This is a genomic window from Nocardia sp. CA-129566 (assembly GCF_050956075.1).
GTDB lineage: Bacteria > Actinomycetota > Actinomycetes > Mycobacteriales > Mycobacteriaceae > Nocardia.
Window position 1 is genome coordinate 1665511 of sequence record NZ_CP192085.1, and the last position, 23684, is coordinate 1689194.

The following is a 23684-nucleotide window of genomic DNA, read 5'->3' on the forward strand; positions in this document are numbered from 1 at the left end:
CCGCCAAGACGTTCAATAACCTTAGGACGCCAGTGCCACCGACTCGGTGTATCGGCGCGCGAGCGTGCGCAGATGCGCGACCAGCTCGGGCGGGCCATCGACCCGGAAATCCATCATCAGCATGCTCAGGTAGATGGCAATGGTCTCCAGGGCATCCGCACCGGTCAGCAGGACGCAGGTATCGGCATCTACGGCCTCCACCACGCCGACGGCCGGGTTGATGCGTGCGATCACCGTTTCGGCGGGGGCCAGCACCGTGACCCTGGCCTGCACCTTCCAACCGGTGGTCGCGATATGGCGCATGACGAAGGCGACCAGGTCCTCATCCGGCAGCGACCGGGCGGCGAAGCGGCGCGAGCCCGCCACCGCGCGCCGCATCTGGGCGACGGGAATCGCCTGCCAGCAATGGGTTTCGAGATCGTAGGCGACCAGATACCAGCGGCGCTGCCAGTTGATCAGCCGGTAGGGCTCGATTTCCTTGTCCGCGTTGGTATCCAGGCCGATCAGCACGGTGGCGCCATCGCGAATGGCGCCCGCGAGAGTGGTCAGCACAGCGGCGGGGACGGGGGCATCCGGTTCGCGTGAGCCGGTGGTCGCCGGTCCGATCGCGGTGGCGTTGCGCAACGCGGTGACCTTGCGCTGCAAGCGTTTCGGCAGGATCTGTTCGAGTTTCGCCAGCGCGCGGGCGGCATTGTCGGTGATATCGGCGATGCCGGTGGAGCCGTCCTCGGCCAGGCCGATCGCCACGGCCACCGCGACCGCCTCATCGTCATCGAGTAGTAGCGGTGGCATGGTGCTGCCGCGGCCGAGCCGGTAGCCGCCGATCGCGCCGCGCTCGGCATGCACCGGATAGCCGAGTTCGCGCAGTCGCTGGATGTCGTTGCGCAGCGTCCGATCCGTGATACCCAGCCGTTCGGCCAGCTCACGGCCGCTATGGGCGCGGTCCTGCAGCAGGGATAGCAAGCGCAGAACTCGCGTTGTGGTGGCCGCCACCGTCGCCTCCCGAAAATTATTTTGCATGCAGCGGATGTATTAGGAACGAAACCAGCCTAATAGCCTCATAGGCTTGGTGACATCAGCAAGAAGTGCACAGCACAGCCCGAAAGGCCCATCATGAGCATCACCACCACCACCACCACCGTCGACGCCACCGCGACCCTGCGCCCCGTCTGGCGCGATGTCGTTGCCGCCTCCTACCGCGCGCTGACCGATGTCGTCGCGGGCATCCGCGACGATCAGTGGCAGCTGTCGACCCCGTGCTCGGAATGGGATGTCACGCAGGTCATTCAGCACGCCGCGGGTGATCAGCTCGCCTTCGCCAGGGCGCTCGGCATCGGAAACGGGCCCGCGTACAACCCCTTCGCCCCCTCCGGCGCCCTCGACGGCACCGCCGCCGCTCTGGTGCAGGATGCGATCGAGCAGACCGAAGCCGCCTGGGCCACGGTCACCGACGAGACCGAGACCGTTCCCACCCCGCTGCCGCACGGCGCGCTGCCGACTCCGGTGGCCGCGGTCATGTGCGCAGTGGACGCCGCCGTGCACGCCTGGGATATCGCGATCGCGACCGGGCAGGCGTCCCCGTTGAACGATGAACTCGCCGGCCACCTGCTCACCGCGGCGCGGACCGTGAACCCGGCCCCGGGCGGTGGTCCGGAGGCGGAAATCGTTGAGCCGCTGCGTCAGTGGGGTGCGTACGCCGCGATCGTCGACGGTGCGTCGGGCGACACGGTGGTCGATGAGCTGCTGCGCTACCTGGGTCGCGACCCGCGGGCATAGTCGCGCCACCGAATCCGGCCCGAGCGTGCACAGCTTCGCCGAAGCGGGCAGTATCCGCCGCATTCACGCGAAATGTGCACGCTCAGGCCGGTTCGCTCGGTCAGCGAGCGGTGACGAAACCCTCGGCGACCATCCAATCCCGTGCCACTTCGGCAGGTTCGCGCCCATCGACATCGACCTGGCGGTTCAATTCGGTGATCGCCGCATTGGTCAGCTTCTTGGAGATCGGCTCCATGATGACCGCGACCTGCGGGTGGGCGTCGGCGAAGGATTTCCGCATGACCAGCGCCGCATTGTATTTCGGGAAGAAGCCGAGATCGTCCTTCAGCAATACCAGCCCGAGGGCCGGGATGCGGCCATCGGTTGCCGCGACCGAGCCGAACCGGCACTGCCCGGCATCCGCGGTCGCCTGATAGACCACTGCGTCCTGCACGATCTGCTTGTGCACCCTGCCGACATCGATCCCGTACTTGCGCGCCATTCCCGGATAACCGTCTTGACGCACATTGAATTCGGTGCCGACGCATGTCGCGGCGGCATCGGGATCGGTGCTGATCAGCCGGGCATAGTCGGACAGCGTGACAACTCCGGTCTGCTTCGCGGTGTTGGCGCTCATCACCAGCGCGTAGGTGTTGTTCATCGGCGCCATATCCGTCCATACGATGCCGTGCGCGGCCAGATCGGCGTCGCGAACCGCCTCGAACTGACCGACCTCATCCGGGACCGGTTTCTCATTGCCCAGATAGTTGATCCAGCCGGTGCCGGTGTACTCGTAGGAGATATCGATCTGTCCGTGCAACTGCGCGTCGCGAACACTATTGGAGCCCTGGATGTTCGTCAGATCGCGGACTTGCGCACCGGCCGCGGATAGTGCGAATTCGATGATGTAGCCCAGGATGTTCTGTTCGGTGAAATCCTTGGAGCCCACCGTGATCGCCACACCGTCGAGATCCGGCACCGGACGGATACTGCCCGGACCCACCCGAAGCGGCACCGAGCTGCCGGACTGTAATCCGCAGGCGCCCAGAATGAATACCGCCGCGATGGCCAGTACCCTTGCCTTCACTTCAACCCCCTCGGCCCCAGATACTGTTCGGCCAACGCCCCCAACCAGTCGACGAGCAGTGCCAGCGCGACCGCCAGCACGGCACCGACCACCAGCGTGACGTTATCGCGCAGCTTGTACCCGGTATCGATCAGAATGCCGAGACCACCCGCGCTCACCAGGAACGACAGCGTCGCGGTGCCGACGGCCAGCACGAGCGAGGTGCGCAGCCCGGCCAGAATGTAGGGAATGGCGAGCGGAAATTCGATGCGGCGCAATACCGTCAGCGCCGACATGCCCTGGCCGCGCCCGGCGTCGATGACCGCGCTGTCCACCTGCTGGTAGCCCAGAATGGTATTGCGTAGCACCGGAAGCAGCGAATAGAACGCAATCGGGGCGACGCCGATCCAGAACCCGGTGGTGCGGGTGGCGAGGTAGAACAGCACGATCAGCCCGATGGCCGGCGCAGCCGCGCCGATATTGGCGATGCCGACGAAAAGCGGTGCCAGACGGCGATATCCGGGCCGAGTGAGCAGCGTGCCCAGCGGTACCGCCACCGCGACGACGATCACCACCACCGTCGCGGTGATCAGCACGTGCTGCCAGGTGACGGTCGCGATATTGGATACGCTGATGCTGGCCTGCTGGGTGACGGTGAGATCGCGCCGAAACGCCCACACCAGCACGGCCGCGGTGAGCACCAGCACGAGCGCCGGTTGGACGAGCAGCCGAATCCGTTCGGCCCGACGCAGTGTCGTCGGCGAGGTGCTGGGCGGTGCGGTGATTGCCGTGGTCATATCGGCGCATCCGTCTCCGCGCCCGCGTGCGTTTCGCGCATCGCCGACAGATGACCGACGAGCGTATCGATCGTGATCAGTCCCGCGTACTCGCCGCGGCGGCCGGTGACCACCGCCGTCGCGGTCTGCTCGGCGAGTAGGGCCTCCAGCGCATCCTGCAGTGTCGACTGCAGCGACAGTTGCTCGCCGACCGGTGATCCGCTGTCCCGCAGTGACTTCGCCTGCGCCAGTTGCTCGCTCGACACCCAGCGCAGTGGCCGCTGCTGTGCGTCGAGAATCAGTGCCCATGGCCAATCGCGTCCGGCCAGCGCGGCGCGGACGCTATCGACCGAATCGGTGTCGACGGCCGTCGGGCAATCGCCGAGTTCGACGTCGCGCACCCGGGTGAGGGTGAGCTGTTTGAGTGAGGCGTCCGCGCCGACGAAACCGGCCACCGTCTCATCCGCGGGATCGGCCAGGATCGCCGCCGGGGTGTCGTACTGCAGAATGCGGGATCGGTTGCCCAGCACCGCGATTCGGTCGCCCAGCTTCACCGCCTCATTGAAATCGTGGGTGACGAACACAATGGTCTTGCCCAGTTCGGATTGCAGGCGCAGCAGTTCGTCCTGCAGCAGTCCGCGGGTGATCGGATCGACCGCGCCGAACGGCTCGTCCATCAGCAGCACCGGCGGATCGGCCGCCAGCGCACGGGCCACGCCGACGCGTTGCTGCTGACCGCCCGACAGCTGCCTGGGATAGCGGTGGCGGTAGGTATCGGGATCCAGGCCGACCAGATCGAGCATTTCATCGGTCCGCGCGGCGACCTTCTTGCGGTCCCAGCCGATCAGACCCGGCACCGTCGCAACGTTTTTCGCGACGGTCATATGCGGAAACAACCCAGCCTGCTGGATCGAATAGCCGATGCCCCTGCGCAATTGGTCCGGATTCACACCCGTGACATCGCGACCGCCGATCGTAATGGTGCCCGAAGTCGGTTCGATCAGTCGGTTGATCATCCGCATGGTGGTGGTCTTACCGCAGCCGGAGGGCCCGACGAGTACCACGATTTCGCCCGCCGGAATGGTCAGCGAAACGCTGTCGACCGCCGGATCGCGTTGGCCCGGATAGTGTTTGGTGACCGCGTCGAGCACGATCTCGACGCCGGATACCGCCGATGCCGTACTGTCGCCGCGGGTTTCGGTATCAGTCACGGATTCCCCTAGAGGTGGTGAGACGGCCGACGATGACGAAGACCCCGTCGAGTAGCAGCGCGAGCACGACGATCAGGATCGTGCCGACCAGCGCCTGTGGCACCGCGTTCGGGCTGCCGAGCCGGGCCAGGCCGGAGAAGATCAGGTTGCCGAGTCCAGGCCCCTTGGCATAGGCGGCGATGGCGAGGATGCCCATGATCATCTGGGTGCTGACGCGCATGCCGGTCAGAATCGATGGCCAGGCCAGCGGCAGTTCGATGCGCGCGAGCACCCGCAGCCGATTCATGCCGACCCCGCGCGCGGCGTCGACGATCGCCGGATCCACCGAGGCCAGCCCGATAATGGTGTTGCGCAGAATCGGCAGCAGTGCATAGAGCACCAGTGCGGTGATGGTCGGGCCGACACCGAGTCCGAGGAACGGAATCAGCAATCCGAGCAGCGCGAACGACGGCACGGTGAGAATGGCGCTGGCCAGCGCGGTCGCCACCGAGGAACCGATCGGGCTGCGATAGACCAGCACCCCGATCAGGACGGCGACGATCGTCGCGAGCAGCAGTGCCTGCACCACCGCCGAGACGTGCAGATACGAGTCGGTGATCAGCTGTGTGCGCCGATGCACCACGAATGTCCACAGTGTGTCCAGGGCCATACCTCCCCGTCGCCCGGTGTCCTCGGAGACTATCGCGTCGGCCGCTCGAACGCGACGAGAATCGGCTAGCGCGGCTGCGACGGCAATGGCCAAGTGCCGCTATGCCTTCGACGAGACTGCCCCGCACTCGGCCCGTTGAAACAACCATTCGGTGCGGCGCGGGTTCGATCCGCTGCCCGCTCGAGAATCGGTAGGCGCATCATGTCGCGGGAACCCGAAGACGCCGCTATTCGTCCTACTGAGCATGGGCCGGAAGACGGCACCGCGTTCGGGAGGAGCGGGGGAGTTATGTCGGAGCAGAACGTGGCGGTGCGGCCGCGCTATCGATGGCCGGTGCTCGGCATGGTCGTGGTGGCTCTCATCGCCGCGAGTGTGAGCGGGGTCCGCTGGTGGCAGCACCATTCGACCGGTCCGGCCATCGTCGGCGACAGGTTGACGACATTTCCCGCCATCGACAGGTCGGCGTTGGATCCGACCCAGGGCCGCATCGTCTCTGTGCTCGAACGGGAGTTCGACACGCCCGGTGACGGCGTCAAATACGCTGAGGGAGTTGATGAGCCGTGGTGTGCCGACTTCGTCAGTTGGGTGCTGCGGGAGGCGGGTGCGCCGCTGGCCAACCCGAATTCCGGATCGTGGCGGATTCCGGGGGTGTACACACTGCAGGAGTACTACCAGGGCGCGCATCGTTTCGTGCCGATCGGTTCGGTATATCGGCCGCGCACCGGTGACGTGCTGCTTTACAGTGAGAAGAGCCCCTTTGGTCAACACACGAATATGGTCCTCGTGGCCGATGACACCACCGTGACGACCATCGGCGGCAACGAGTTCGGCGAGGTCTCGATCCACCGCTTCCCACTGGCCGAGACACCCGGGGTGGTCGGATTCGGCCGTTTGTGAATAGTGTTGCGGCTGAGCCGGTCCGCTCGGTGTGTGTGCACTGTCGGCAGGTCCTGCGCCAGCACTTACCATTGACTCGGCGGCGCCCGGCAGCGCCGTCGTTCGGTCCCTGTCCTGCTACCCCCTCATCAGCAGGACAGGGACCCCCTGGATCGGGCGCATCGGCCCCACCTCCCCGAAATCCGCGTCGCGTACCGTGTCGGGTGTCCGTTGAAAGGTAAGGGTTTCGGAAACTCTGATGCTGCCGACCGAAGAAACGATCGACGATCCGGAGTGGATCGACTATGCCGATTTCGGGGAACGATTCGTCACCCACGCGGTGACGGCGGAGCGGATCGAGGCGGCGGTCTCCGCGATGACCGGACGCGGCGTGACCATCGGACCGTTTTCTCTCGGACCGGCGGGGCTGGCCGGGTTCGTCGCCGAGGGCAAGGTGGGCAAACCGGTCATTCTGCGCAATGGCCCGCATGTCACATTCGAGGTCACCGTGCCGCTGTCGATGGCGGTGAAGGTCACCCTCGGCGGTCGGAAATTGCGACTGGAGGCGGTCGCTGAAATCGACCTCATCCTGCACGCGCGCACCGCCGCCCCGCTGCTCATCATGATCGATATCCCGCCGATCACCGCCCGCGACGTCAGCTTTGTGCTGCGCGCCCGGGCCATTGATGCCGCCTGGGAGTGGTTGCTCGATCCGATCGCCGGGGTGGTGCAGCGCGAGGTCGCCAATCGGGTGAATGTGATGCTGGCCGATCCGCAGGCCCGGCGCGGCCGGGTCTTCGACGTCGAGGCCATGATCAACGGCGTCCGCTCCGCGCATCCGACGCGGGCCGCTTTCGACTGGATCGGCTACGACGAATTCGGGCATCAGTTCTTCTCGCGCATCGTGACCCGCGACCGGGTCTTCGAATTCGTCGAGCGGATAGCAGGCCGTCCGATCGAGATCGGACCACTGCGCACCGGTCCGCGCAACTCCGCGACGGTGACGGTGCAGGGGAATGTCCGGCAGCCACAGCTGGCGGTGCGCTCCGACGAGCCGGTGGCCTTCGACCTGACGCTGCCGGTGAGCCTGGATATCACCGTCGATGTGCTCAAGGCCAACCGCTATCGCGCGGATGTGGAGATTCCGCTGGTGCTGACCGCGCGGGCGGCCGATCCACTGCTGATCATCGTTGATGTGCCGCCGCCCGCAGCGGATGACCTGCGGCTGGAGTTCAAGGCGCACGGGATGCGGGCCGCGACGCTCGGTGCGCTGGCTGGCATCAAAAAGCAGGTCATCGCGCAGGTGACGGGGGTGGTGCGCGAGGAGCTCACGGACACGTCGGGCCGGACCATCGACGTGGCCGCACGGATCGACGGCATCGCCTAGACCGGCTCACTTAACGCATGTGGCGAATGTGATTCATGTTTCCATTGGGCCTAGCGGTTCCAATGTGAATATGGTGAAATTAGTGCACGTTCGAGGCTCCCGGCGCGCGAGTTGACCTTGGGGAAGGTGCGCCGGGCACGCTACCTGTCCTGTCCATGGTTGGGGTTGTGCGTAAGGAGTCCTGCGATGCGTTCCATCTCTGTGTCTCGCCGCCAGCTATTCGCCTATACCGCCGCGGCCGCCGCCGTCGGCATCGCCGCACCACGGGCCGGGGCCGCCGGTGTACTGGGCACGCTCGTCGACTACGCCGGTGGCATACCCGCCGCCAGCGCCATTCGGGACGACGGCCACCTCGGCGTCATCCGCTACGTTTCGGATCGCCGCCCCGGTGCGGAATGGATGGCGGGTAAGCCATTGCGCGCCAACGAGGTCGACCAGCTACATGCCGCGGGTCTGACGATCGTGTCGAACTACCAGTTCGGCAAGGGTTCGACCGCCGACTGGCGCGGCGGCATGGAGGCGGGCAAGAAGCACGCGGAACGCGGGCTCGAACTGCACCTCGCCGCGGGCGGCCCGCAGAACCACCCGATCTACGCCTCCATCGACGACAATCCGACACCGGTCGATTTCGCCACCATGATCGCGCCGTACATCCTGGGCTGGGAGTCGGTGATCGGCAAGCAGAACGTCGGGATCTACGCGAACTCACCGACCATCGAGCTCGCCAGGGCCGCGGGCCTCGGGTCCTGGTACTGGCAGCACAATTGGGGCACACCGAAGGGCTTCGTACACCCATCCGCCCATCTGCACCAGATCGAGATCGACAAGCGCGCCATCGATGGCATCGGCGTCGACGTCAACAACATCCTCGCCGCCGAATACGGCCAGTGGTGAAGATGTTCGAGGTCACATAGTTCCGGCGAATGCCGGAACTGACCAGCTGCCCAAATATCCGGGGCGGCGGTCAAGTCTGGCAGTGGCCGGTAGCGGCGACGCGGAGTTCGGGTTCGTCGTCGGGGACGACGCGCAGGGTGGGACGGTTATCGGGGGCCTCGTGGTCGCCGCGCCAGGAGAACAGCGACCAGCGGGAGATGCCGGAGAAGGCGGAGCCGAGGCTGCCGATCGAGAACGACGAGATCGCCGAGCCGAACGATCCGACGGCGCCGATGGACAGGATCGAGCCCACGCTGCCGATCGAGAGGATCGAGTAGGCAGAGCCGATGGACAGGATCGAGCCTTCCGAGCGGAAGGACAGGATCGAACGGCGCGAACGCTTGCTCCGGATCGAATGACCCGGGTGGATCGCGGAACGGGACCGAAGCGAATTATCGACAGTCGCCATGGCTTTGGTCTACCACAGTCCCTTCCCGACGGCGCGCTATCGCGCCGATTCATACGATGTGTCGATAGCAGCGAAGCCCGGTGGCCTTGTTGGGGCCACCGGGCTTCGCGGAGAGAATCAGGCGACGGTGAAGAAGCCGAGCATCGGCAGGAACGAGCAGGTCCGCGGGTCGGCGTCCTCGGCCTTGGTGGTCAGCGAACCGCCGACGACCGCGACGACCCGGCCCGAGCCGGTGTTGACGATCGCCGAGAGCGTGGCCGGACCGTCCGGGTTGATCTTCGCCTCATCGGTCAGCGGCTGGACGCCGGACTGGCGGGTGTCGAGGTTCAGCCACTGGACGGTCATCGGCGGATTCTGGTCCGGCGTCGGCCCCTTGGTGCCCAGTGCGGTGAACACGAATCCGGTCTGCCCGGCCTGCGGTCCCGGCGGCGGCAGCGTGGCCGGGCCGGGGACGGCGAGTGCGGTGCCGACCGAGTCGGCGCCGGGGCCGATGCAGCCCTTGCCGATGCTCGGGTAGAGGAACTGGGCGATGGCCGGGCCACCCTGCGGGACCTCCGGGCCGCCGCCACCGCTGCCGTCCAGGAAGGTGATGATCCGTTCCAGCGTGGACTTGATCTGCGGTGGCAGGTTCAGCGTCGCCAGCAGGGCCCGCGCCTGATCGAGGATGGCGCTCTTCGGCGAATCCGCCGTCGGCTTGGCGTTGGCGACCGGCTTGGCATCGGCCGGTCCGGCGATGGCACCGACAATGGCCGGGGCCAAGGCGGCGAGCACATCGATCGGGACGCCCTCGGGAACCATGGGAATGGCGTTCCTCGATGCGACGGGTGCGGGGGCCGGTGCCGCGACTGCCGTCGACGGCGCGGCGAGCGAAGCGCTCGCTGCGATGGCGAGCGCGGACAACATTATCCGCGATCCTCGGGTGCGAAGCACTGGTCTAGCCGTCCTTAACCTCGGGTACATCACAGGAGCGATGCAAAAAGCCATCGTTTCGGGGTCACTCTAGGGACATGATCGCCATCTTGTACAGCCGACAAGCCCCTACTTCTGTTGTGGACGATCAGTGTTATCGAACGGTAATGCCGTCTGCTGTTACCAGAGCGAAAGGTGATGCAAATGTTATCAGTGTTCATTGGTGCGTAGGGCGCGCTGTGGCTACGCAAACTACCGTATTTCGGCTCGGCCGCACGCTCGATGGCAGGAGACGCAGGTCGGTTCGGCCGGTCGCGTCGGAGTCCAGGGGATTGGTGGGATCTCTCGAGCCGACGGTTAATGTAGTCACAGCCTCCAGCTCTCCGACGCCGAATGCCCGAACTTCGCGGGACCAGGCCGACGACCCGGAACCGACTCGAAAGCCTGCGAATTGAACCGAAGCCTCCGATTGGCTGTACCGGTGCTCGGTCTGTCCGTATTGGCCAGGCTGCTGTGGATGCTGCTGTCGAAGAACGGGATGAATCTCGTCGACCTGCACGTCTATGTCGACGGGTCGGCGGATCTGCTGACCGACCGGCTCTACGACTTCACCTACGCCGAGAAGACCCCGGACTTCCCGCTGCCGTTCACCTATCCGCCGTTCGCGGCACTGGTCTTCTTCCCACTGCACTATCTGCCGTTCACGGTGATCGCGGTGCTCTGGCTGCTGGCCATTGTCGCCGCGCTCTACGTCGTGGTGTGGATCGCCTTCGAATTGATGCTCGGCAAGGAGCGGATGCGCGACCCGAAGTGGCGCACCGCCGCCGTCTGGTGGACCGCGATCGGCATCTGGATGGAGCCGGTGCGGACCACGATCGACTACGGCCAGGTCAATGTGTTCCTGGTGCTCGGGGCCATGCTCGCGGTGCGCAGTTCACGCTGGTGGCTATCCGGTGGGCTGATCGGCGTGATCGCGGGAATCAAACTGACGCCCGCGATTTCGGGTCTGTACTTCGTGGCCCGGCGGCGCTGGGGCACCGCGCTGTGGTCGGCGGTCGTGTTCGGCGCGACGGTCGGGGTCAGCTTTCTGATCAACCACAAGGAGGCGAAGCGGTACTTCGGGACCCTGCTCGGCGACGCCGACCGGATCGGTCCGGTCGGCTCGGTCTGGAACCAGTCGCTGCGCGGTGCGTTGAGCCGTCTGCTCGGCCATGACGTCCAATCCGGACCGTGGTGGCTGGCGGCCGTCGCGGTGGTCGCCGTGCTGGCCTTCTTCGCTTGGCGCGCGCTGGGTCCCGATGACCGGTTGGGCACCCTGATCATCGTGCAGCTGTTCGGGCTGATGGTGTCGCCCATCTCGTGGTCGCATCACTTCGTATGGCTGCTGCCCACGGTGCTGTGGCTGGTGTACGGGCCGCTGCGGCAGGCGCCCGGCGCGCGGATACTCGCGGGCTATTGGCTGGTCACCACAGTGATCGGGGTGCCATGGGTGCTGTCGTTCGCCCAGCCGTCGATCTGGACCATCTCGCGGCCCGGGGTGCTGTCCTGGCTCGGCACCGTCGATGTGCTCGGCGTACTGGTCTTCTACGTCTGGGTGATGTGGGCCGGGCGTCTGGTCAATCGGATTGCGCCGCAAGCCGATCAATCTCGCGAGCCAGCGACACGTCCAGCGCGGTGAGTCCGCCCGAGTCGTGGGTGGACAGCGTGAAGCTCACCCGACGCCAGCGGATATCGATATCGGGATGATGGTTCGCCGCCTCGGCGACTTCGGCGACCTGCCGGACGAGTTCGATGCCCGCGGGGAAGGTCTTTGCCTCGACGGTGCGGGTGATGGTGTCGCCGGAGTGGGTCCAGTCCGGCAGTTGGGTCAACGCTTGGGTGAGTTCTGCCTCAGTTAGTTTGGGAGCGCTCATATCCGAGTTGTACCCCGGGCGCGGCGAAAGCACCCGGAAATCCCGAGGGCGTGGCGAAATCGTCGATTCAGGCGGCGCGTGCCTTCTTCAGGCCCTTCTTCAGTTCCTTACCGCAGCAACCGGTCGCTTCCAGGCGTTTCATCCGCATGATGACAACGGGGCACTTCAAGCAGCGCGTCTTCTTGCGACAGCACTTCTTCTTGGGTTTGAGGCTCGAAACCTTCTTAGCCTTTACCTTGCCCATGATTGGTTAGCATACCCTTAGCGGAACTCCTGGTCGGCGGTGCACCGGGATACCGGTACTGTGTGTAGCTGGCCGCAATGCTCGGTGAGTATCGATTCTCCACCTGTTTGCAGGGGTCGGCCGGAATCTACACCCAACAGCAGGAGGATTGAGGCGTGTCGTCTGCACGCGATTTTCGCAACGTCGCCATCGTGGCCCACGTCGACCACGGTAAGACGACGCTGGTCGACGCCATGCTGCGCCAGTCCGGCGCATTCGCCGAGCGGGCCGAGCCGGTCGACCGGGTAATGGACTCCGGTGACCTGGAGCGCGAGAAGGGCATCACCATTCTCGCCAAGAACACCGCGGTGCACCGGCATCACCAGGACGGTTCGGTCACCGTGATCAATGTCATCGACACCCCCGGCCACGCCGATTTCGGTGGTGAGGTCGAGCGCGGTCTGTCCATGGTCGACGGTGTCGTGCTGCTGGTCGACGCGTCCGAGGGGCCGCTGCCGCAGACCCGCTTCGTGCTGCGCAAGGCGCTGGCCGCGAAGCTGCCGGTCATCCTGGTGGTGAACAAGACCGACCGCCCCGACGCGCGCATCGAAGAGGTCGTCGAGGAGAGTCACGATCTGCTGCTCGACCTCGCCTCCGACCTGGACGACGAGGCCGCGGAGGCCGCCGAACTCGCGCTGGACCTGCCGGTCCTCTACGCCTCCGGTCGTGAGGGCAAGGCGTCCAAGGAACGTCCCGAGAACGGCAGCGCGCCGGATGCGGAGAATCTGGACGCGCTGTTCGACGTGCTGATGGAGAACATCCCGGCGCCGAAGGGCGATCCGACCGCGCCGCTGCAGGCGCATGTCACCAACCTCGACGCCTCGGCCTTCCTCGGCCGTCTCGCGCTGGTCCGCATCTACAGCGGTGAGCTGCGCAAGGGGCAGAACGTCTCCTGGATGCACGCCGACGGCATCAAGCAGGTCAAGATCACCGAACTGCTGCAGACCATCGGTGTCGAGCGTCAGCCCGGCGAGGTCGCGGTGGCCGGTGACATCGTCGCCATCGCGGGCATTCCGGACATCATGATCGGCGATACCCTCGCCGACCTCGACAATCCCGTCGCGCTGCCGCGCATCACCGTCGATGAGCCCGCCATCTCGGTGACCATCGGCACCAATACCTCGCCGCTGGTCGGCCGGGTGCAGGGACACAAGCTGACCGCCCGCATGGTGAAGTCGCGCCTGGATTCCGAACTGGTCGGCAATGTCTCGCTGCGCGTGCTGGATATCGGCCGCCCGGACGCCTGGGAGGTGCAGGGCCGCGGTGAGCTGGCGCTGGCCATCCTGGTCGAGCAGATGCGCCGCGAGGGCTTCGAGTTGACCGTCGGCAAGCCGCAGGTGGTCACCAAGCAGGTAGACGGCAAGGTGCACGAGCCCTATGAAGAGCTGACCATCGACTGCCCGGACGAGTACCTCGGTGCGATCACCCAGTTGCTCGCGGCCCGCAAGGGCAAGATGGTGCAGATGAACAACCACGCCGCCGGTTGGGTGCGGATGGAGTTCATCGTTCCCTCGCGGGGCCTGATCGGCTTCCGCACCGACTTCCTCACCGAAACCCGCGGCACCGGGATCGCCAACGCGGTCTCGCACGGCTATGCGCCATGGGCCGGGGAGATCCGGGCCCGCCACACCGGTTCGCTGGTCTCCGACCGCGCCGGTTCGGTGACCCCGTTCGCCATGATCCAGCTGGCCGATCGCGGTCAGTTCTTCGTGGAGCCGGGTGCGGACACCTACGAGGGGCATGTCGTCGGCATCAACCCGCGCGCCGAGGATCTCGATATCAATGTCACCCGCGAGAAGAAGCTGACCAATATGCGCAGCTCGACCGCCGATGTGATGGAGACGCTGGCCAAGCCGCTGCAACTCGACCTGGAGGCGGCGATGGAGTTCTGCGCCGCCGATGAATGTGTCGAGGTCACACCCGAGATCGTCCGGGTGCGCAAGGTCATCCTGGGCGCCACCGAACGTGGGCGGGAGCTGTCGCGACGGAAGGCTCGGGACCGGGCCGCGCTGTAAAGGCATGGGCCTGTATCGGATCGGTCTGCTCGGCCGCGCGTCGGCGCGGCCAAGTAGAGTGCGGCACGTGAGCACGGGGGCTATACGACGCGTGACGATGCGCGCGATGCTGATCATGATGGCTGCCTCGACGACGGTGCTCGCCGGGTGCACCGCGAATCCGCCACCGCCGATCGAGAGCACCGACAGCCCCAAGACGACACCGGCCAAACCGGGTAAGAACACCGTCGTGGTGGCCATCGATGACATCGGCATCGGGTTCAATCCGCACCTGCGTTCCGATCAGTCACCGGCCACCGCTGCGGTGAGTTCGATGGTGTTGCCGAGCCCGTTTCGGCCGGTGCCGAATCCGGCATTGCCCGGCGCCACCGAGTGGGTGCCCGATACGGCGCTGGTCGCATCGGCCGATATCACCGCGCAGGAACCGTTCACCATCACCTACACGCTGCGCAACCAGGCGAACTGGTCCGATGGCGCGCCGATCGCCGCGGAGGACTTCCGGTTCTTGTGGCAGCAGATGATCACCCAGCCCGGTGTCGTCGATCCGGCGGGCTATCGGCGCATCGCCGATGTCAGCTCATCCGGCGGCGGTAAGACGGTCACCGTCACGATGACCGAGCCCTATCCGGCTTGGCGTGAGCTGTTCACGAATCTGCTGCCCTCACATCTGATCAAGGACCAACCCGGCGGTTTCGCCACCGGTCTGGTCGAGGGAGTTCAGGTCTCGGGCGGCAACTTCCGCATCAAATCGACCGATCGCGGGCGCGACGAGATTCTGCTCGAACGCAACGATCGCTATTGGGGCACACCCGCGGCGCCGGACCAGATTCTGCTGCGCCGCGGCGGAACTCCCGCGCAGCTGGCCGATTCGCTGCGCACCGGCGATGCCCAGATGGCCCTGGTGCACGGCGGCGTCGCGACCCAGGCGCAGCTGGCGGCGATCCCGTCGGTGCGCACCGCGATCATGCCGCAATCGCGTGAGCTGCAGTTCGTGATCAATGGCCGCAGCGGCGATCTCAGCGATCCGCGGGTGCGCCGCGGGGTGACCACGCTGATCGATCCGACGCTGCTGGCCACCGTCGCCGGGCAGACCGGCGGCTGGGTCGAGCCGGTGCGCGCGCAGATCCTGACGCCGTCCGATCCCGGTTACGCACCCACCGCGCCGCCGCGCCCGTCCGCGGATGAGGCGTTCGCGCTGCTCGCCGAGGCGGGGTACGGCCGTGCGCCGGAGACGCCGCCGGTGCAGTCGCCGACCTCACCCGCGCCCCGGCCTCGCTCGGTCGCGAAAAACGGCAAGGCGCTGGCGATTCGGATCGGCGCGGTGCAGGGTGACGCCACCGCGCTCGCGGTCGCCAATACCGCCGCGGACCAATTGCGCAGTGCCGGAATCGATGCCAGCGTGCGCAGCCTCGCCGCCGACGCGCTCTACGGCAAGGAACTCATCGAGGGCGGCGTCGACGCCATTGTCGGCTGGGAGGTCGCCGGTTCGGATCCGGCCACCGTGCTCGCCTCCCGGTACGGCTGCCCGCCGGTGGAAGCCGGTGCCAGCAATGGGAATTCGCAGACCGCCATCGAGGCGGCCAAGAAGGCGCCGAGCAATCTGTCCGGTGTCTGCGATCCCGGACTGCAGCCCTCGATCGACGAGGCGTTGCGCGGTATCGAGCTCGGCCGGGCGCTGGCCGATGCCGAACCGCGGCTGTGGGCGCTGGCGACGGTGCTGCCGATCGTGCAGGACAATGTCGTGGCCGCATCCGGGCCGCGGGTCGACGGCGCGTCGTTGAGCGGGGCCATCCAGGTCGGCATCTTCGGTGACGCCGCGATGTGGCGCAGGATTCCATGACGGGCGGACTGCTACTGGTGCACGCGCACCCGGACGACGAGTCCATCACCACCGGGGGCACCATCGCGCACTACCGCCGCCGTGGCGTACCGGTGACCGTGGTGACCTGCACCCTCGGCGAAGAGGGTGAGGTGATCGGGGATGAGTGGGCGCAGTTGACCGCCGAGCACGCCGATCAGCTGGGCGGATATCGGATATCCGAGCTCACCGGCGCGCTGGCCGCGCTGAAGGCCGCACCGCCGCGCTTCCTCGGCGGTGCGGGCCGCTGGCGTGACTCCGGCATGGCGGGGACCCCGGCCGCCGAGCATCCGCGGGCCTTCGTGCATTCCGGCGCCGCCGCGGTGGACGCGCTCACCGCGATCGTGCTGGAACTGCGGCCCGCGGTGGTGATCGGCTACGACCCGCGCGGCGGCTACGGCCATCCGGACCATATCCGGGCGCACTGGGTCACCTCGGCGGCGGTCACCGCGGCGGCCGAGCAGGGCTGGGACACCCCGAAGTTCTATTGGACGGTCACCGACGGCGACATGCTGCGCCTGCACACCGAGGCGCTGGCCCGGCGCACCGTGGAGGGGCTGCCGGGGGGACTGCCGACCGGCTGGCGGCTGCCCGCCGCGGGGGAACTCGCGAGCGTGCCGAGTCATACGGTGACGACCACCGTCGATGTATCCGATTCGCTGGCCGCCAAGCGGGCGGCGCTGCGCGCGCATGCCACCCAGGTGACCGTCGCGCCGTCGGGGCGGGAATTCGCGCTCTCCAATAACGTTGCGCAGCCGGTGCTTCCGGAGGAGCACTTCGTGCTGGTGCGTGGCACGCGGGGGCCGGTAGGGGCGGACGGGCGCGAGCACGACCTGTTGGCGGGGCTGTAGCAGCCGAACGGGTCACCCGGATACGGCGCGGGTCGCCGACTGTTGCCTGAGGGTTGCTGTCATGGCCGCTCACAACGGCAGGTACCGTCGTGTGATCTCGGACATCGATGTGGAGGCATAGCGGTACATGACAGCGGTCGGCGACAGGGCTCACCTCAGCATCGAGGACCACGGGTACCACAAGAGTCTCAAACCGCGTCAGCTCCAGATGATCGCCATGGGCGGCGCCATCGGAACCGGTCTGTTCCTCGGTGCGGGCGGTCGGCTGGCGAGCGCGGGACCAGGACTTTTCATTGTCTACGCGGTGTGCGGTGTCTTCGTCTTCTTCATCCTGCGTGCGCTCGGCGAGTTGGTGCTGCACCGGCCGTCTTCCGGTTCGTTCGTCTCCTACGCCCGCGAATTCTTCGGTGAGAAGGCCGCATTCGTCGCCGGTTGGATGTACTTCCTGAACTGGTCGATGACCGGAATCGCCGATACCACCGCGATTGCTCAGTATTTCCACTACTGGGCCGGATTCAGCCATATTCCGCAGTGGCTGCTCGCGCTCATCGCGTTGGTGATCGTGCTCGGAGTCAATCTGGTCTCGGTCAAATGGTTCGGCGAGATGGAGTTCTGGGCCGCGCTGGTGAAGGTGACGGCGCTGAGCGCATTCCTGATCATCGGCGCCGTATTCCTGATCGGCCGATTCACCGTGCAGGGTGCGGCCACCGGTCCGAGCGTTGTCACCGATCACGGCGGACTGTTCCCGACCGGGATCCTGCCGCTGGTCGTGGTCACCTCCGGTGTCGTATTCGCCTATGCCGCAGTCGAACTGGTGGGCACCGCGGCGGGGGAGACCGAGCATCCGGCCAAGATCATGCCGCGCGCGATCAACTCGGTCATTCTGCGTATCGCGGTCTTCTATGTCGGCTCGCTCGTACTGCTCGGGCTGCTGCTGCCCTACACCAGCTACAAATCCGGTGAGAGTCCGTTCGTCACCTTCTTCACCATGCTCGGTGTGCCGGGTATCGGCAGCATCATGAACGTCGTGGTGCTCACCGCCGCCTTCTCCAGCCTCAACGCTGGTCTGTACTCCACCGGACGCATTCTGCGGTCGATGTCGATGAACGGCAGTGCGCCCAAGTTCACCGGGGTCATGGGCGGCAATGGTGTGCCCTACGGCGGCATCGTGCTCACCAGTCTGATCGCGCTGTGTGGCATCGCGCTCAATGGCGTCGTGCCCGAGCGCGCCTTCGAGATCGTGCTGAATATGGCCTCGCTGGGCATTATCGCCTCCTGGGCCACCATCGTGCTGTGCCAGTTGCAGCTGTGGCGCTGGTGGAAGCGGGGCAAGTTGCAGCGGCCCGAGTTCCGCATGTGGGGCGCACCGTGGACCGGCCTGCTCACACTGGCCTTCCTGTTCTTCGTGGTGGTGCTCACCGGCGTCGACTATCCGGTCGGCACCTGGACCGTCGCCTCGCTGGTGGTGATCGTTCCGGCGCTGATCATCGGTTGGTACGCCGCCCGCAAACGGGTGCTCGCCATCGCGGCGATGCGCGGGGGCTACACCGGCGAATTCCCAGTTGTCGCGAACATCCCCATTGAAGGTGACTGATCTCGGAATAGACTCCGGTCATGTACAACTGGGATCTGCAGAACGCCATCGCTGCCTTCGTGGACAGCCTGCGCCCCGGCGCGCAGCAACAGCACGACATCTATATGTCGGCGCTGTACGCGTTCGTCGATATGCAGAGCCATCTGCTCACCCTTCTCGGTTTCCCGCCGGTCGCGTGAGGGTCGACATCGAGAAGGCGACGGATCGCGGCTACGGCGCCCCCGATCCCCTGCGACTGGGCGCGGTGATCATCGGCGTCCTGGTGTTGGACGCGCTGATCACCCTGGCCCTGGAAGTCCTCTACCTGCCCACCTATATCGATACCGTCGCCTTCCCGCTGTCCGCGGTGTTGGCCGGTGTGGTGAATGTGCTGCTGGTCATTGGGGTCCGCTCGGTGACCCACCACATCGGCGTGGCGCTACTGCCCCTGGGCGTGTGGACGCTCGGCTTTCTCGCCTGCTCGGTCACCGGACCCGGCGGCGACATCATGCTGGGAACCGATTGGCGCACGCTACTTCTGCTGATGTGCGGCTTGGTCCCACCCTTGCTGTACCTCTACTTCCGCATGAACGCCGGGGTGTTCGGTCGCTGAGCGATGCCGAATGCCGATGGCCGGGCCATCGGCATCGCGATATGCCGTCACAGCGCAACCCGGTCGGTCAGTCCAGCCGGACCGCCAGTGAGGCGATGACGGCATCGGTGCGGGCGCGCATGGCAGCGGCCAGGACGGGTCCGCGCGGGTTGTGCAGGGGGCGGTGCCACCAGCGATTGGCTTCGACCTGGGCCAGCAGGACGGTGACCTGGCGACCCTTTCGGGTTTGGTTGCGGACATAGCCGACGAGGGTGGCCACGAGGCTGCGGCGGGGACTGGGGAGAACCATCAGCGGGACGCCGGGATCCCATTGCTTCCACTGGGCGCTCAGGCGACGCGTGGCGGCGGGGTCGATTTCGGCGGCCACGGCGACGATTTCACCGCCGAAGGCTCGTGCGGTGTGCAGGGCACGGGCGGCGACCTCGCTGACCGCGACCACCGGGACCACGATGAGCATCGGTTCTTGATCCGGGGATTGCGGTGGCAGGAACGGGATTCGGCCGAGGCCGAGTTGTTCGGCGACGCTGCGGTAGTAGTTCTCGGTGCGGGCAAACAGGATGACCAATGCGGGCACGATGATCAGCAGCAGCCAGGCGCCCTCGGTGAATTTCTCGATGAGCAGGACCACGGCGGCGACCGCGGTGAGTACCGCGCCGAAGCCATTGAGCGCGGCGCGCGGGAGCCAGCCGGGGCCACGCTCTGTGCGCCAGTGCCGCACCAGACCGGTCTGACTGATGGTGAAGCCGATGAAGACGCCGACCGCGTAAACCGGTAGCAACCGGTGGGTTTCGGCATGGACCACAAGGAGCACGGTGGCCGCCAAGACGGCAAGGGCCGCCACGCCGTAGCGGAATACCGGGCGTTCGGAGCGCAATGCGAACAGGTGCGCGACGCGGTGGTCCTTGGCCAGCAGTGACAACAGCACCGGCAGCCCACCGAAGCTGGTATTGGCGGCCAGGCACAGGGCGACGGTGACCGCCAGGCTGGTGACGTAGAACGCCCAGCCCGTGCCGAATGCCGCCGCCGACAGTTGGGCGAGCAGGGTTACATCACCGCGCGGCACCGCGTGATGACGGCGAATCAGGTAGGCCAGCCCGAGCAGCATCGTGCACAGCAATACGCCCAGGGCGACCTCGGTGTGCTGTGCCCGCTGCACGGCGGGAGTCCGGAACGAGGGCACCGCATTGGCGATCGCCTCGACACCGGTCAGCGCCGAGCAGCCCGCGGAAAATGCCTTGAGCAGCAATAGGATTCCGACGGTGTCGGTGGGCACGATGGGGCCGAGATCGGTGCCGATCACCGCGACCGGTTCCGGCCGGAACAACCCGACCGCGATCACCGCGAGTATCGCGACAATAAACAGGAATGTCGGCCCCATCAGCACTTTCGCCGATTCGGCCACCCCGATCAGATTGATCACGGTCAGCACTGCGAGTCCGGTGAGCGTGAGCAACAGCAGATGATCGGCCAGTACCGGAAACGCGCTGGCCAAACTGGCCGCACCGGCGGCGAGACTCACCGCCACGGTCAGCACATAGTCGACCACCAGACTCGCCGCGGCGAGCAGACTGGCGCCGCGGCCGAGATCCTTCTTCGCCACCGCATAGGACCCGCCGCCGTCCGGATGTACGGCGATAACCTGCCGATACGACAACACCAACACCAGCAACAGCGCCGCGATCGCCAGCGACACGGGCAGCGTCCAGGCCACCGCCGCCGCACCCGCCGCGACGAGCACCAGCACGATCGCCTCGGGCCCATACGCCACGCTGGACAGCGCATCCAGCGACAATGCTGCCAAACCGCCGATCGCGGTCAGTCGATATTTGTCGCCCCGCTGCATTCGCCGTACCCGGCGATCGGCGATGGGCAACTCCCGGGTCGGCGATATCGGGGTCTGGACCACGTCAACCATTGAACTCGGCGCGGTGCTGGCAATTGATCAGCGACACCATGCGAATCGGGCCGAACGGACGAATCGGCTGGGCCACGCTCTATTCTCGAAGCGAGCAGTCTCAGACACCGAGGTACGGAGCAGTAATGGAACGGCGCATGATCGGCGAACTCGTCCAGGTGCCAGCGGGGGCGATACACGTTCGACAGGACGGTCCTGCCGATGGCAAACCCATCGTCTTGCTGCACGGATTCGAGGGTTCGGTGCACTGGTGGGATGGACTGACCCCGCTACTGGCCGATACCTACCGGGTGATCCGGATAGACCTGCTCGGATTCGGTTGCACCACAGCCGAACCCGGATTCGATCAGCGCTCGCAGAGTGAAATGCTCACCGCGGTGCTGGAGCGGCTCGATGTCACCGCCGCCACCGTGATCGGGCATTCGTGGGGCGCCGACAGTGCGCTCGGGCTCGCGGAACTGTCCGGTCGGGTCAGCGAGGTGGTCGTCGTCGATCAGGCCCCGGATTGCGCAGAACTGCGGATTCTGCGGATTCTGCGTCCGGTGCTGCGGCTGCTCGGCTGGGCGCCGGTCGGGCGCGGCGCGCATGCGCTGCTGAACAACAACTGGATTCTGCGGCGCGCGCTCGGTGCCGGATTCGCACCCGGATTCGATCCGAATGCCGCCGCGCCGGGCTGGGCCCAGCTGCGCTCGGACCACCGCGCCATGTCCTGGCGCGCCAACCGAGCGGTCCTGGTGGAACGCCCACAGGAGCTGGCGGCACGACCGCTCGATGCGCAGATCCGCGCTCTCGGCCTGCCCGCCTTGGTGATTCACGGTCGACACGACAGCCTCTATGGTTGGCGCAATACCGTCGACCGATACGCCGCCGCGGGCGCGCACATCGAGCTGATCGACACCGCTGGCCATTCCCCCAATGTGGAAACCCCCGACCAGGTCGCCGCCGCACTGCGCGCCTTCCTCGCCGATCCGACCGTATCGCGTTCGGCCGCAAGCTGATTCAGCGCGTGCCGAGGCGCCCGGGCGTCGCGGATTCGATGAGTTCCCAGGCCTGTTCGAGCGGAATATCGACGACGTGGTAGCGCTTCTTGCCCGCCGCGGTGGCGGCCACCACGGTGGCGATGCCGGAGCGGCGCTGCCAGAAGGATTGGCGGACGGTCCAGCCGATAATGCCGGGAGCCTCCAGGCAGTCGCGATCGCGGTCGAGGGAGCCGGAGCGGGTGATCAGCCAGGCCGGGTTGTGCTCGGTCGCGGGCAGAACGGCGTGGCCGAGTCCGCGGTAGCGGTCCGCGGCCAGCGCCGCGGCGATCAGGGCCGTGAGCGCGGGCAGCAGCCACCACCACGGTGAAAAGTCCGCTCCGGTAAGGGAAAAGATCAGCATTGCGGCCGCGACGAGCAGAACCGGGCTCAGTGCGCGGGTGTATCGGCGACGGCGGGCGACCGGGCCGTGCGCGATCAGCGGTGCGGTACTCACCGTCGCGCCTTGGCCGGTCACTGATTCTCGTTGTAGCGCTCGGTCTTTCGCAGTACTGGTCGGCAGCAACTCGGTAGTCGAAATATCCGGTGCGCCAACGGTTTCGCGGTCCGGCGATGCAATGCCTGCTCGGGCGGTTCGCGACGCTGCGATATCGGGCGACTCGGCACCTCGGGGCACGAGCAATTCCGCAAGGGTGCGTTCGATGGCGGCCCGCGGTGCCTGCGGCAGGATCTTCTGGCGCGGGCTCTGACCGGTCATGATGGCCTCGAGTTCGGCGGCACCGGCCAGGCGCAGCAGCAGCGGTTCGTTGACGGTCGCGCCGCGGAAGCGGGCCAGATCCAGGGTGATCTGCCGGGTCGTGAACAGGCCGTGGCGCAGGTGCAGGGTGCGGTCGTTATCGAGCACCCGCAGCCCGAAATACGTTGCCAGATAACGCGCGCAGGCCGCCAGGCTGACGATCACCACGATGGCGAGGATCAGCAGCGCGATGGCGACGGCGATGAGCGCGGCACTGCCGTCCTCGATGCTGTGCACCGCGTCCGAACTGAAAAGTACCTGGCCGAACCCGTATTGGAACGTGATACCGACAATCGGTGCGATGATCGCGAAACCGGTCAGCGACAGCGGCGCGTAACGCACCCAGCTCGCCTGCCAGTGACCGATCTCGCGGACGTCCCCGGACGCGTATTCCGGCAGACCTTTTCGCAGCGGATCCACACTCGCTTGCGCAGCAAGCGACACCCCGGCCGAGGTATGCGCGAGCAAAGCCGCGCGCAACGGTGGCACCACATCCGCGTCCAACGCGTCCAACTTGAACTTCTCGCTCGAATCCGCGTGCTGGCCGGTACCTATCGCCAGCACGGCGAGTCCGAGCACCCGATGCAGCAGATCGGCTTCGATATCCACCGACCGGATCCGCGACCGCGGCACCGACAGCTTCTTGCGCTGGATCAATCCGGTGCGCAACTCCACATGCGTCGGCCCGACGCGGTAGGTGGTGGTGAACCAGCGCGTCAGCGCGAAGCCGACGATCAGCGCCAATGCGATGAGGCCCCACAGGTGGTTGCCGGTATTGGTACCGAGGATCACCGATCCGATCAGCACCGGGATGAACTTCACCACTTCGGTAACGGGGTGCACCAACAACATTCGCTTATCCAGCCGCAGCCACGGCTGATCCGCTTCCGGTCCGACGCCGTCCGGCACGCTCATGCCT

23 protein-coding genes are annotated in these 23684 nt (G+C 66.4%); 12 read left to right on the top strand and 11 right to left on the bottom strand.

The genetic code is table 11. The features are described 5' to 3' along the window. Nucleotides 1–21 precede the first annotated feature (21 nt). Nucleotides 22–1020, bottom strand: a complete 999-nt coding sequence (locus ACQP0C_RS07565; RefSeq protein WP_433731884.1) for a helix-turn-helix transcriptional regulator — start codon at nt 1018–1020, stop codon at nt 22–24. Between the two features lie 93 nt (nt 1021–1113). Between ACQP0C_RS07565 and ACQP0C_RS07570 the strand changes: the two genes are divergently transcribed. Next, entirely contained in the window at nt 1114–1776 is a 663-nt protein-coding gene (locus ACQP0C_RS07570; RefSeq protein ID WP_433731885.1) for a TIGR03086 family metal-binding protein, read from the top strand. A 100-nt stretch (nt 1777–1876) separates the two neighbouring features. Here ACQP0C_RS07570 and ACQP0C_RS07575 read toward each other — a convergent pair whose 3' ends face one another. The 4 genes from ACQP0C_RS07575 to ACQP0C_RS07590 are packed head-to-tail and all read right to left on the bottom strand — an operon-like array spanning nt 1877 to nt 5457. Beyond that, entirely contained in the window at nt 1877–2842 is a 966-nt protein-coding gene (locus ACQP0C_RS07575; RefSeq protein ID WP_433731887.1) for a glycine betaine ABC transporter substrate-binding protein, read from the bottom strand. After that, nucleotides 2839–3618, bottom strand: coding sequence for an ABC transporter permease (locus ACQP0C_RS07580; RefSeq protein WP_433731889.1), 780 nt, complete (start codon nt 3616–3618; stop codon nt 2839–2841). The genes ACQP0C_RS07575 and ACQP0C_RS07580 overlap by 4 nt, the downstream gene beginning before the upstream one ends. Further along, nucleotides 3615–4808 carry an ABC transporter ATP-binding protein gene (locus ACQP0C_RS07585; protein ID WP_433731890.1) on the bottom strand — a complete coding sequence of 398 codons (1194 nt, stop codon included), beginning with the start codon at nt 4806–4808 and terminating at the stop codon, nt 3615–3617. The genes ACQP0C_RS07580 and ACQP0C_RS07585 overlap by 4 nt, the downstream gene beginning before the upstream one ends. Then, nucleotides 4801–5457 (bottom strand): ABC transporter permease, encoded by a 657-nt coding sequence (locus ACQP0C_RS07590; RefSeq protein WP_433731893.1) that lies wholly within the window; start codon nt 5455–5457, stop codon nt 4801–4803. Before ACQP0C_RS07590 ends, ACQP0C_RS07585 begins: the two co-directional genes overlap by 8 nt. 288 nt (nt 5458–5745) lie before the next feature. On the opposite strand from ACQP0C_RS07590, the gene ACQP0C_RS07595 reads away from it, so the two are divergent. The 3 genes from ACQP0C_RS07595 to ACQP0C_RS07605 all read left to right on the top strand — a co-directional run bounded on the left by ACQP0C_RS07595 (nt 5746) and on the right by ACQP0C_RS07605 (nt 8614). Next, nucleotides 5746–6354 (top strand): CHAP domain-containing protein, encoded by a 609-nt coding sequence (locus ACQP0C_RS07595; protein ID WP_433731895.1) that lies wholly within the window; start codon nt 5746–5748, stop codon nt 6352–6354. Nucleotides 6355–6592: 238 nt separating this feature from the next. Beyond that, complete coding sequence (locus ACQP0C_RS07600) at nt 6593–7720, top strand: hypothetical protein (RefSeq protein ID WP_433731897.1); 1128 nt, start codon at nt 6593–6595, stop codon at nt 7718–7720. Nucleotides 7721–7906: 186 nt separating this feature from the next. After that, nucleotides 7907–8614 (top strand): DUF1906 domain-containing protein, encoded by a 708-nt coding sequence (locus ACQP0C_RS07605; protein WP_433731899.1) that lies wholly within the window; start codon nt 7907–7909, stop codon nt 8612–8614. A 70-nt stretch (nt 8615–8684) separates the two neighbouring features. Here the strand turns inward: ACQP0C_RS07605 and ACQP0C_RS07610 are convergent, their stop codons facing one another. Together ACQP0C_RS07610 and ACQP0C_RS07615 are read right to left on the bottom strand one after the other, a co-directional pair. Beyond that, entirely contained in the window at nt 8685–9062 is a 378-nt protein-coding gene (locus ACQP0C_RS07610) for a hypothetical protein (protein ID WP_433731901.1), read from the bottom strand. A 117-nt stretch (nt 9063–9179) separates the two neighbouring features. Continuing rightward, nucleotides 9180–9965, bottom strand: coding sequence for an Rv1157c family protein (locus tag ACQP0C_RS07615; RefSeq protein ID WP_433731903.1), 786 nt, complete (start codon nt 9963–9965; stop codon nt 9180–9182). Nucleotides 9966–10440: 475 nt separating this feature from the next. Between ACQP0C_RS07615 and ACQP0C_RS07620 the strand changes: the two genes are divergently transcribed. Continuing rightward, nucleotides 10441–11649 (top strand): mannosyltransferase, encoded by a 1209-nt coding sequence (locus ACQP0C_RS07620; protein WP_433731905.1) that lies wholly within the window; start codon nt 10441–10443, stop codon nt 11647–11649. Here ACQP0C_RS07620 and ACQP0C_RS07625 read toward each other — a convergent pair. After that, complete coding sequence (locus ACQP0C_RS07625) at nt 11588–11884, bottom strand: 4a-hydroxytetrahydrobiopterin dehydratase (protein ID WP_433731907.1); 297 nt, start codon at nt 11882–11884, stop codon at nt 11588–11590. The two genes, ACQP0C_RS07620 and ACQP0C_RS07625, sit on opposite strands and share 62 nt — an antisense overlap. A gap of 67 nt (nt 11885–11951) precedes the next feature. Next, nucleotides 11952–12128: a hypothetical protein gene (locus ACQP0C_RS07630; protein WP_433731909.1), complete on the bottom strand. Its 177-nt coding sequence runs from the start codon at nt 12126–12128 to the stop codon at nt 11952–11954. Between the two features lie 155 nt (nt 12129–12283). On the opposite strand from ACQP0C_RS07630, the gene typA reads away from it, so the two are divergent. The 6 genes from typA (at nt 12284) to ACQP0C_RS07660 (ending at nt 19077) form a co-directional block, all read left to right on the top strand. After that, entirely contained in the window at nt 12284–14182 is a 1899-nt protein-coding gene (gene typA / locus ACQP0C_RS07635) for a translational GTPase TypA (RefSeq protein WP_433731911.1), read from the top strand. A gap of 97 nt (nt 14183–14279) precedes the next feature. Further along, complete coding sequence (locus tag ACQP0C_RS07640) at nt 14280–16022, top strand: ABC transporter family substrate-binding protein (RefSeq protein WP_433734469.1); 1743 nt, start codon at nt 14280–14282, stop codon at nt 16020–16022. Continuing rightward, nucleotides 16019–16891 (top strand): N-acetyl-1-D-myo-inositol-2-amino-2-deoxy-alpha-D-glucopyranoside deacetylase, encoded by an 873-nt coding sequence (gene mshB, locus ACQP0C_RS07645; RefSeq protein WP_433731913.1) that lies wholly within the window; start codon nt 16019–16021, stop codon nt 16889–16891. The genes ACQP0C_RS07640 and mshB overlap by 4 nt, the downstream gene beginning before the upstream one ends. A 127-nt stretch (nt 16892–17018) precedes the next feature. Continuing rightward, nucleotides 17019–18485: an amino acid permease gene (locus tag ACQP0C_RS07650; protein ID WP_433731916.1), complete on the top strand. Its 1467-nt coding sequence runs from the start codon at nt 17019–17021 to the stop codon at nt 18483–18485. Nucleotides 18486–18505: 20 nt separating this feature from the next. Beyond that, nucleotides 18506–18664, top strand: a complete 159-nt coding sequence (locus ACQP0C_RS07655; RefSeq protein WP_433731918.1) for a hypothetical protein — start codon at nt 18506–18508, stop codon at nt 18662–18664. Beyond that, the gene (locus ACQP0C_RS07660) at nt 18661–19077 is read left to right on the top strand and encodes a hypothetical protein (protein ID WP_433731920.1); all 417 of its coding nucleotides are present in this window, start codon (nt 18661–18663) and stop codon (nt 19075–19077) included. Before ACQP0C_RS07655 ends, ACQP0C_RS07660 begins: the two co-directional genes overlap by 4 nt. A gap of 67 nt (nt 19078–19144) precedes the next feature. Here ACQP0C_RS07660 and ACQP0C_RS07665 read toward each other — a convergent pair whose 3' ends face one another. Then, complete coding sequence (locus ACQP0C_RS07665) at nt 19145–20983, bottom strand: APC family permease (protein WP_433731922.1); 1839 nt, start codon at nt 20981–20983, stop codon at nt 19145–19147. Nucleotides 20984–21117: 134 nt separating this feature from the next. On the opposite strand from ACQP0C_RS07665, the gene ACQP0C_RS07670 reads away from it, so the two are divergent. Continuing rightward, nucleotides 21118–21990: an alpha/beta fold hydrolase gene (locus ACQP0C_RS07670; protein WP_433731924.1), complete on the top strand. Its 873-nt coding sequence runs from the start codon at nt 21118–21120 to the stop codon at nt 21988–21990. A gap of 1 nt (nt 21991) precedes the next feature. Here the strand turns inward: ACQP0C_RS07670 and ACQP0C_RS07675 are convergent, their stop codons facing one another. Further along, nucleotides 21992–23680, bottom strand: a complete 1689-nt coding sequence (locus ACQP0C_RS07675) for a PH domain-containing protein (protein ID WP_433731926.1) — start codon at nt 23678–23680, stop codon at nt 21992–21994. Between the last annotated feature and the right edge of the window lie 4 nt (nt 23681–23684).

Coding starts and splice junctions, on each gene's coding strand:
- ACQP0C_RS07595 (WP_433731895.1), top strand. CDS start 5,746: ATGTCGGAGCAGAACGTGGCGGTGCGGCCGCGCTATCGATGGCCGGTG.
- ACQP0C_RS07625 (WP_433731907.1), bottom strand. CDS start 11,884: ATGAGCGCTCCCAAACTAACTGAGGCAGAACTCACCCAAGCGTTGACC.
- mshB (WP_433731913.1), top strand. CDS start 16,019: ATGACGGGCGGACTGCTACTGGTGCACGCGCACCCGGACGACGAGTCC.
- ACQP0C_RS07590 (WP_433731893.1), bottom strand. CDS start 5,457: ATGGCCCTGGACACACTGTGGACATTCGTGGTGCATCGGCGCACACAG.
- ACQP0C_RS07650 (WP_433731916.1), top strand. CDS start 17,019: ATGACAGCGGTCGGCGACAGGGCTCACCTCAGCATCGAGGACCACGGG.
- ACQP0C_RS07630 (WP_433731909.1), bottom strand. CDS start 12,128: ATGGGCAAGGTAAAGGCTAAGAAGGTTTCGAGCCTCAAACCCAAGAAG.
- ACQP0C_RS07565 (WP_433731884.1), bottom strand. CDS start 1,020: ATGCAAAATAATTTTCGGGAGGCGACGGTGGCGGCCACCACAACGCGA.
- ACQP0C_RS07615 (WP_433731903.1), bottom strand. CDS start 9,965: ATGTTGTCCGCGCTCGCCATCGCAGCGAGCGCTTCGCTCGCCGCGCCG.
- ACQP0C_RS07675 (WP_433731926.1), bottom strand. CDS start 23,680: ATGAGCGTGCCGGACGGCGTCGGACCGGAAGCGGATCAGCCGTGGCTG.
- ACQP0C_RS07605 (WP_433731899.1), top strand. CDS start 7,907: ATGCGTTCCATCTCTGTGTCTCGCCGCCAGCTATTCGCCTATACCGCC.
- ACQP0C_RS07600 (WP_433731897.1), top strand. CDS start 6,593: ATGCTGCCGACCGAAGAAACGATCGACGATCCGGAGTGGATCGACTAT.
- ACQP0C_RS07610 (WP_433731901.1), bottom strand. CDS start 9,062: ATGGCGACTGTCGATAATTCGCTTCGGTCCCGTTCCGCGATCCACCCG.
- ACQP0C_RS07580 (WP_433731889.1), bottom strand. CDS start 3,618: ATGACCACGGCAATCACCGCACCGCCCAGCACCTCGCCGACGACACTG.
- ACQP0C_RS07655 (WP_433731918.1), top strand. CDS start 18,506: ATGTACAACTGGGATCTGCAGAACGCCATCGCTGCCTTCGTGGACAGC.
- ACQP0C_RS07670 (WP_433731924.1), top strand. CDS start 21,118: ATGGAACGGCGCATGATCGGCGAACTCGTCCAGGTGCCAGCGGGGGCG.
- ACQP0C_RS07570 (WP_433731885.1), top strand. CDS start 1,114: ATGAGCATCACCACCACCACCACCACCGTCGACGCCACCGCGACCCTG.
- ACQP0C_RS07640 (WP_433734469.1), top strand. CDS start 14,280: ATGCGCGCGATGCTGATCATGATGGCTGCCTCGACGACGGTGCTCGCC.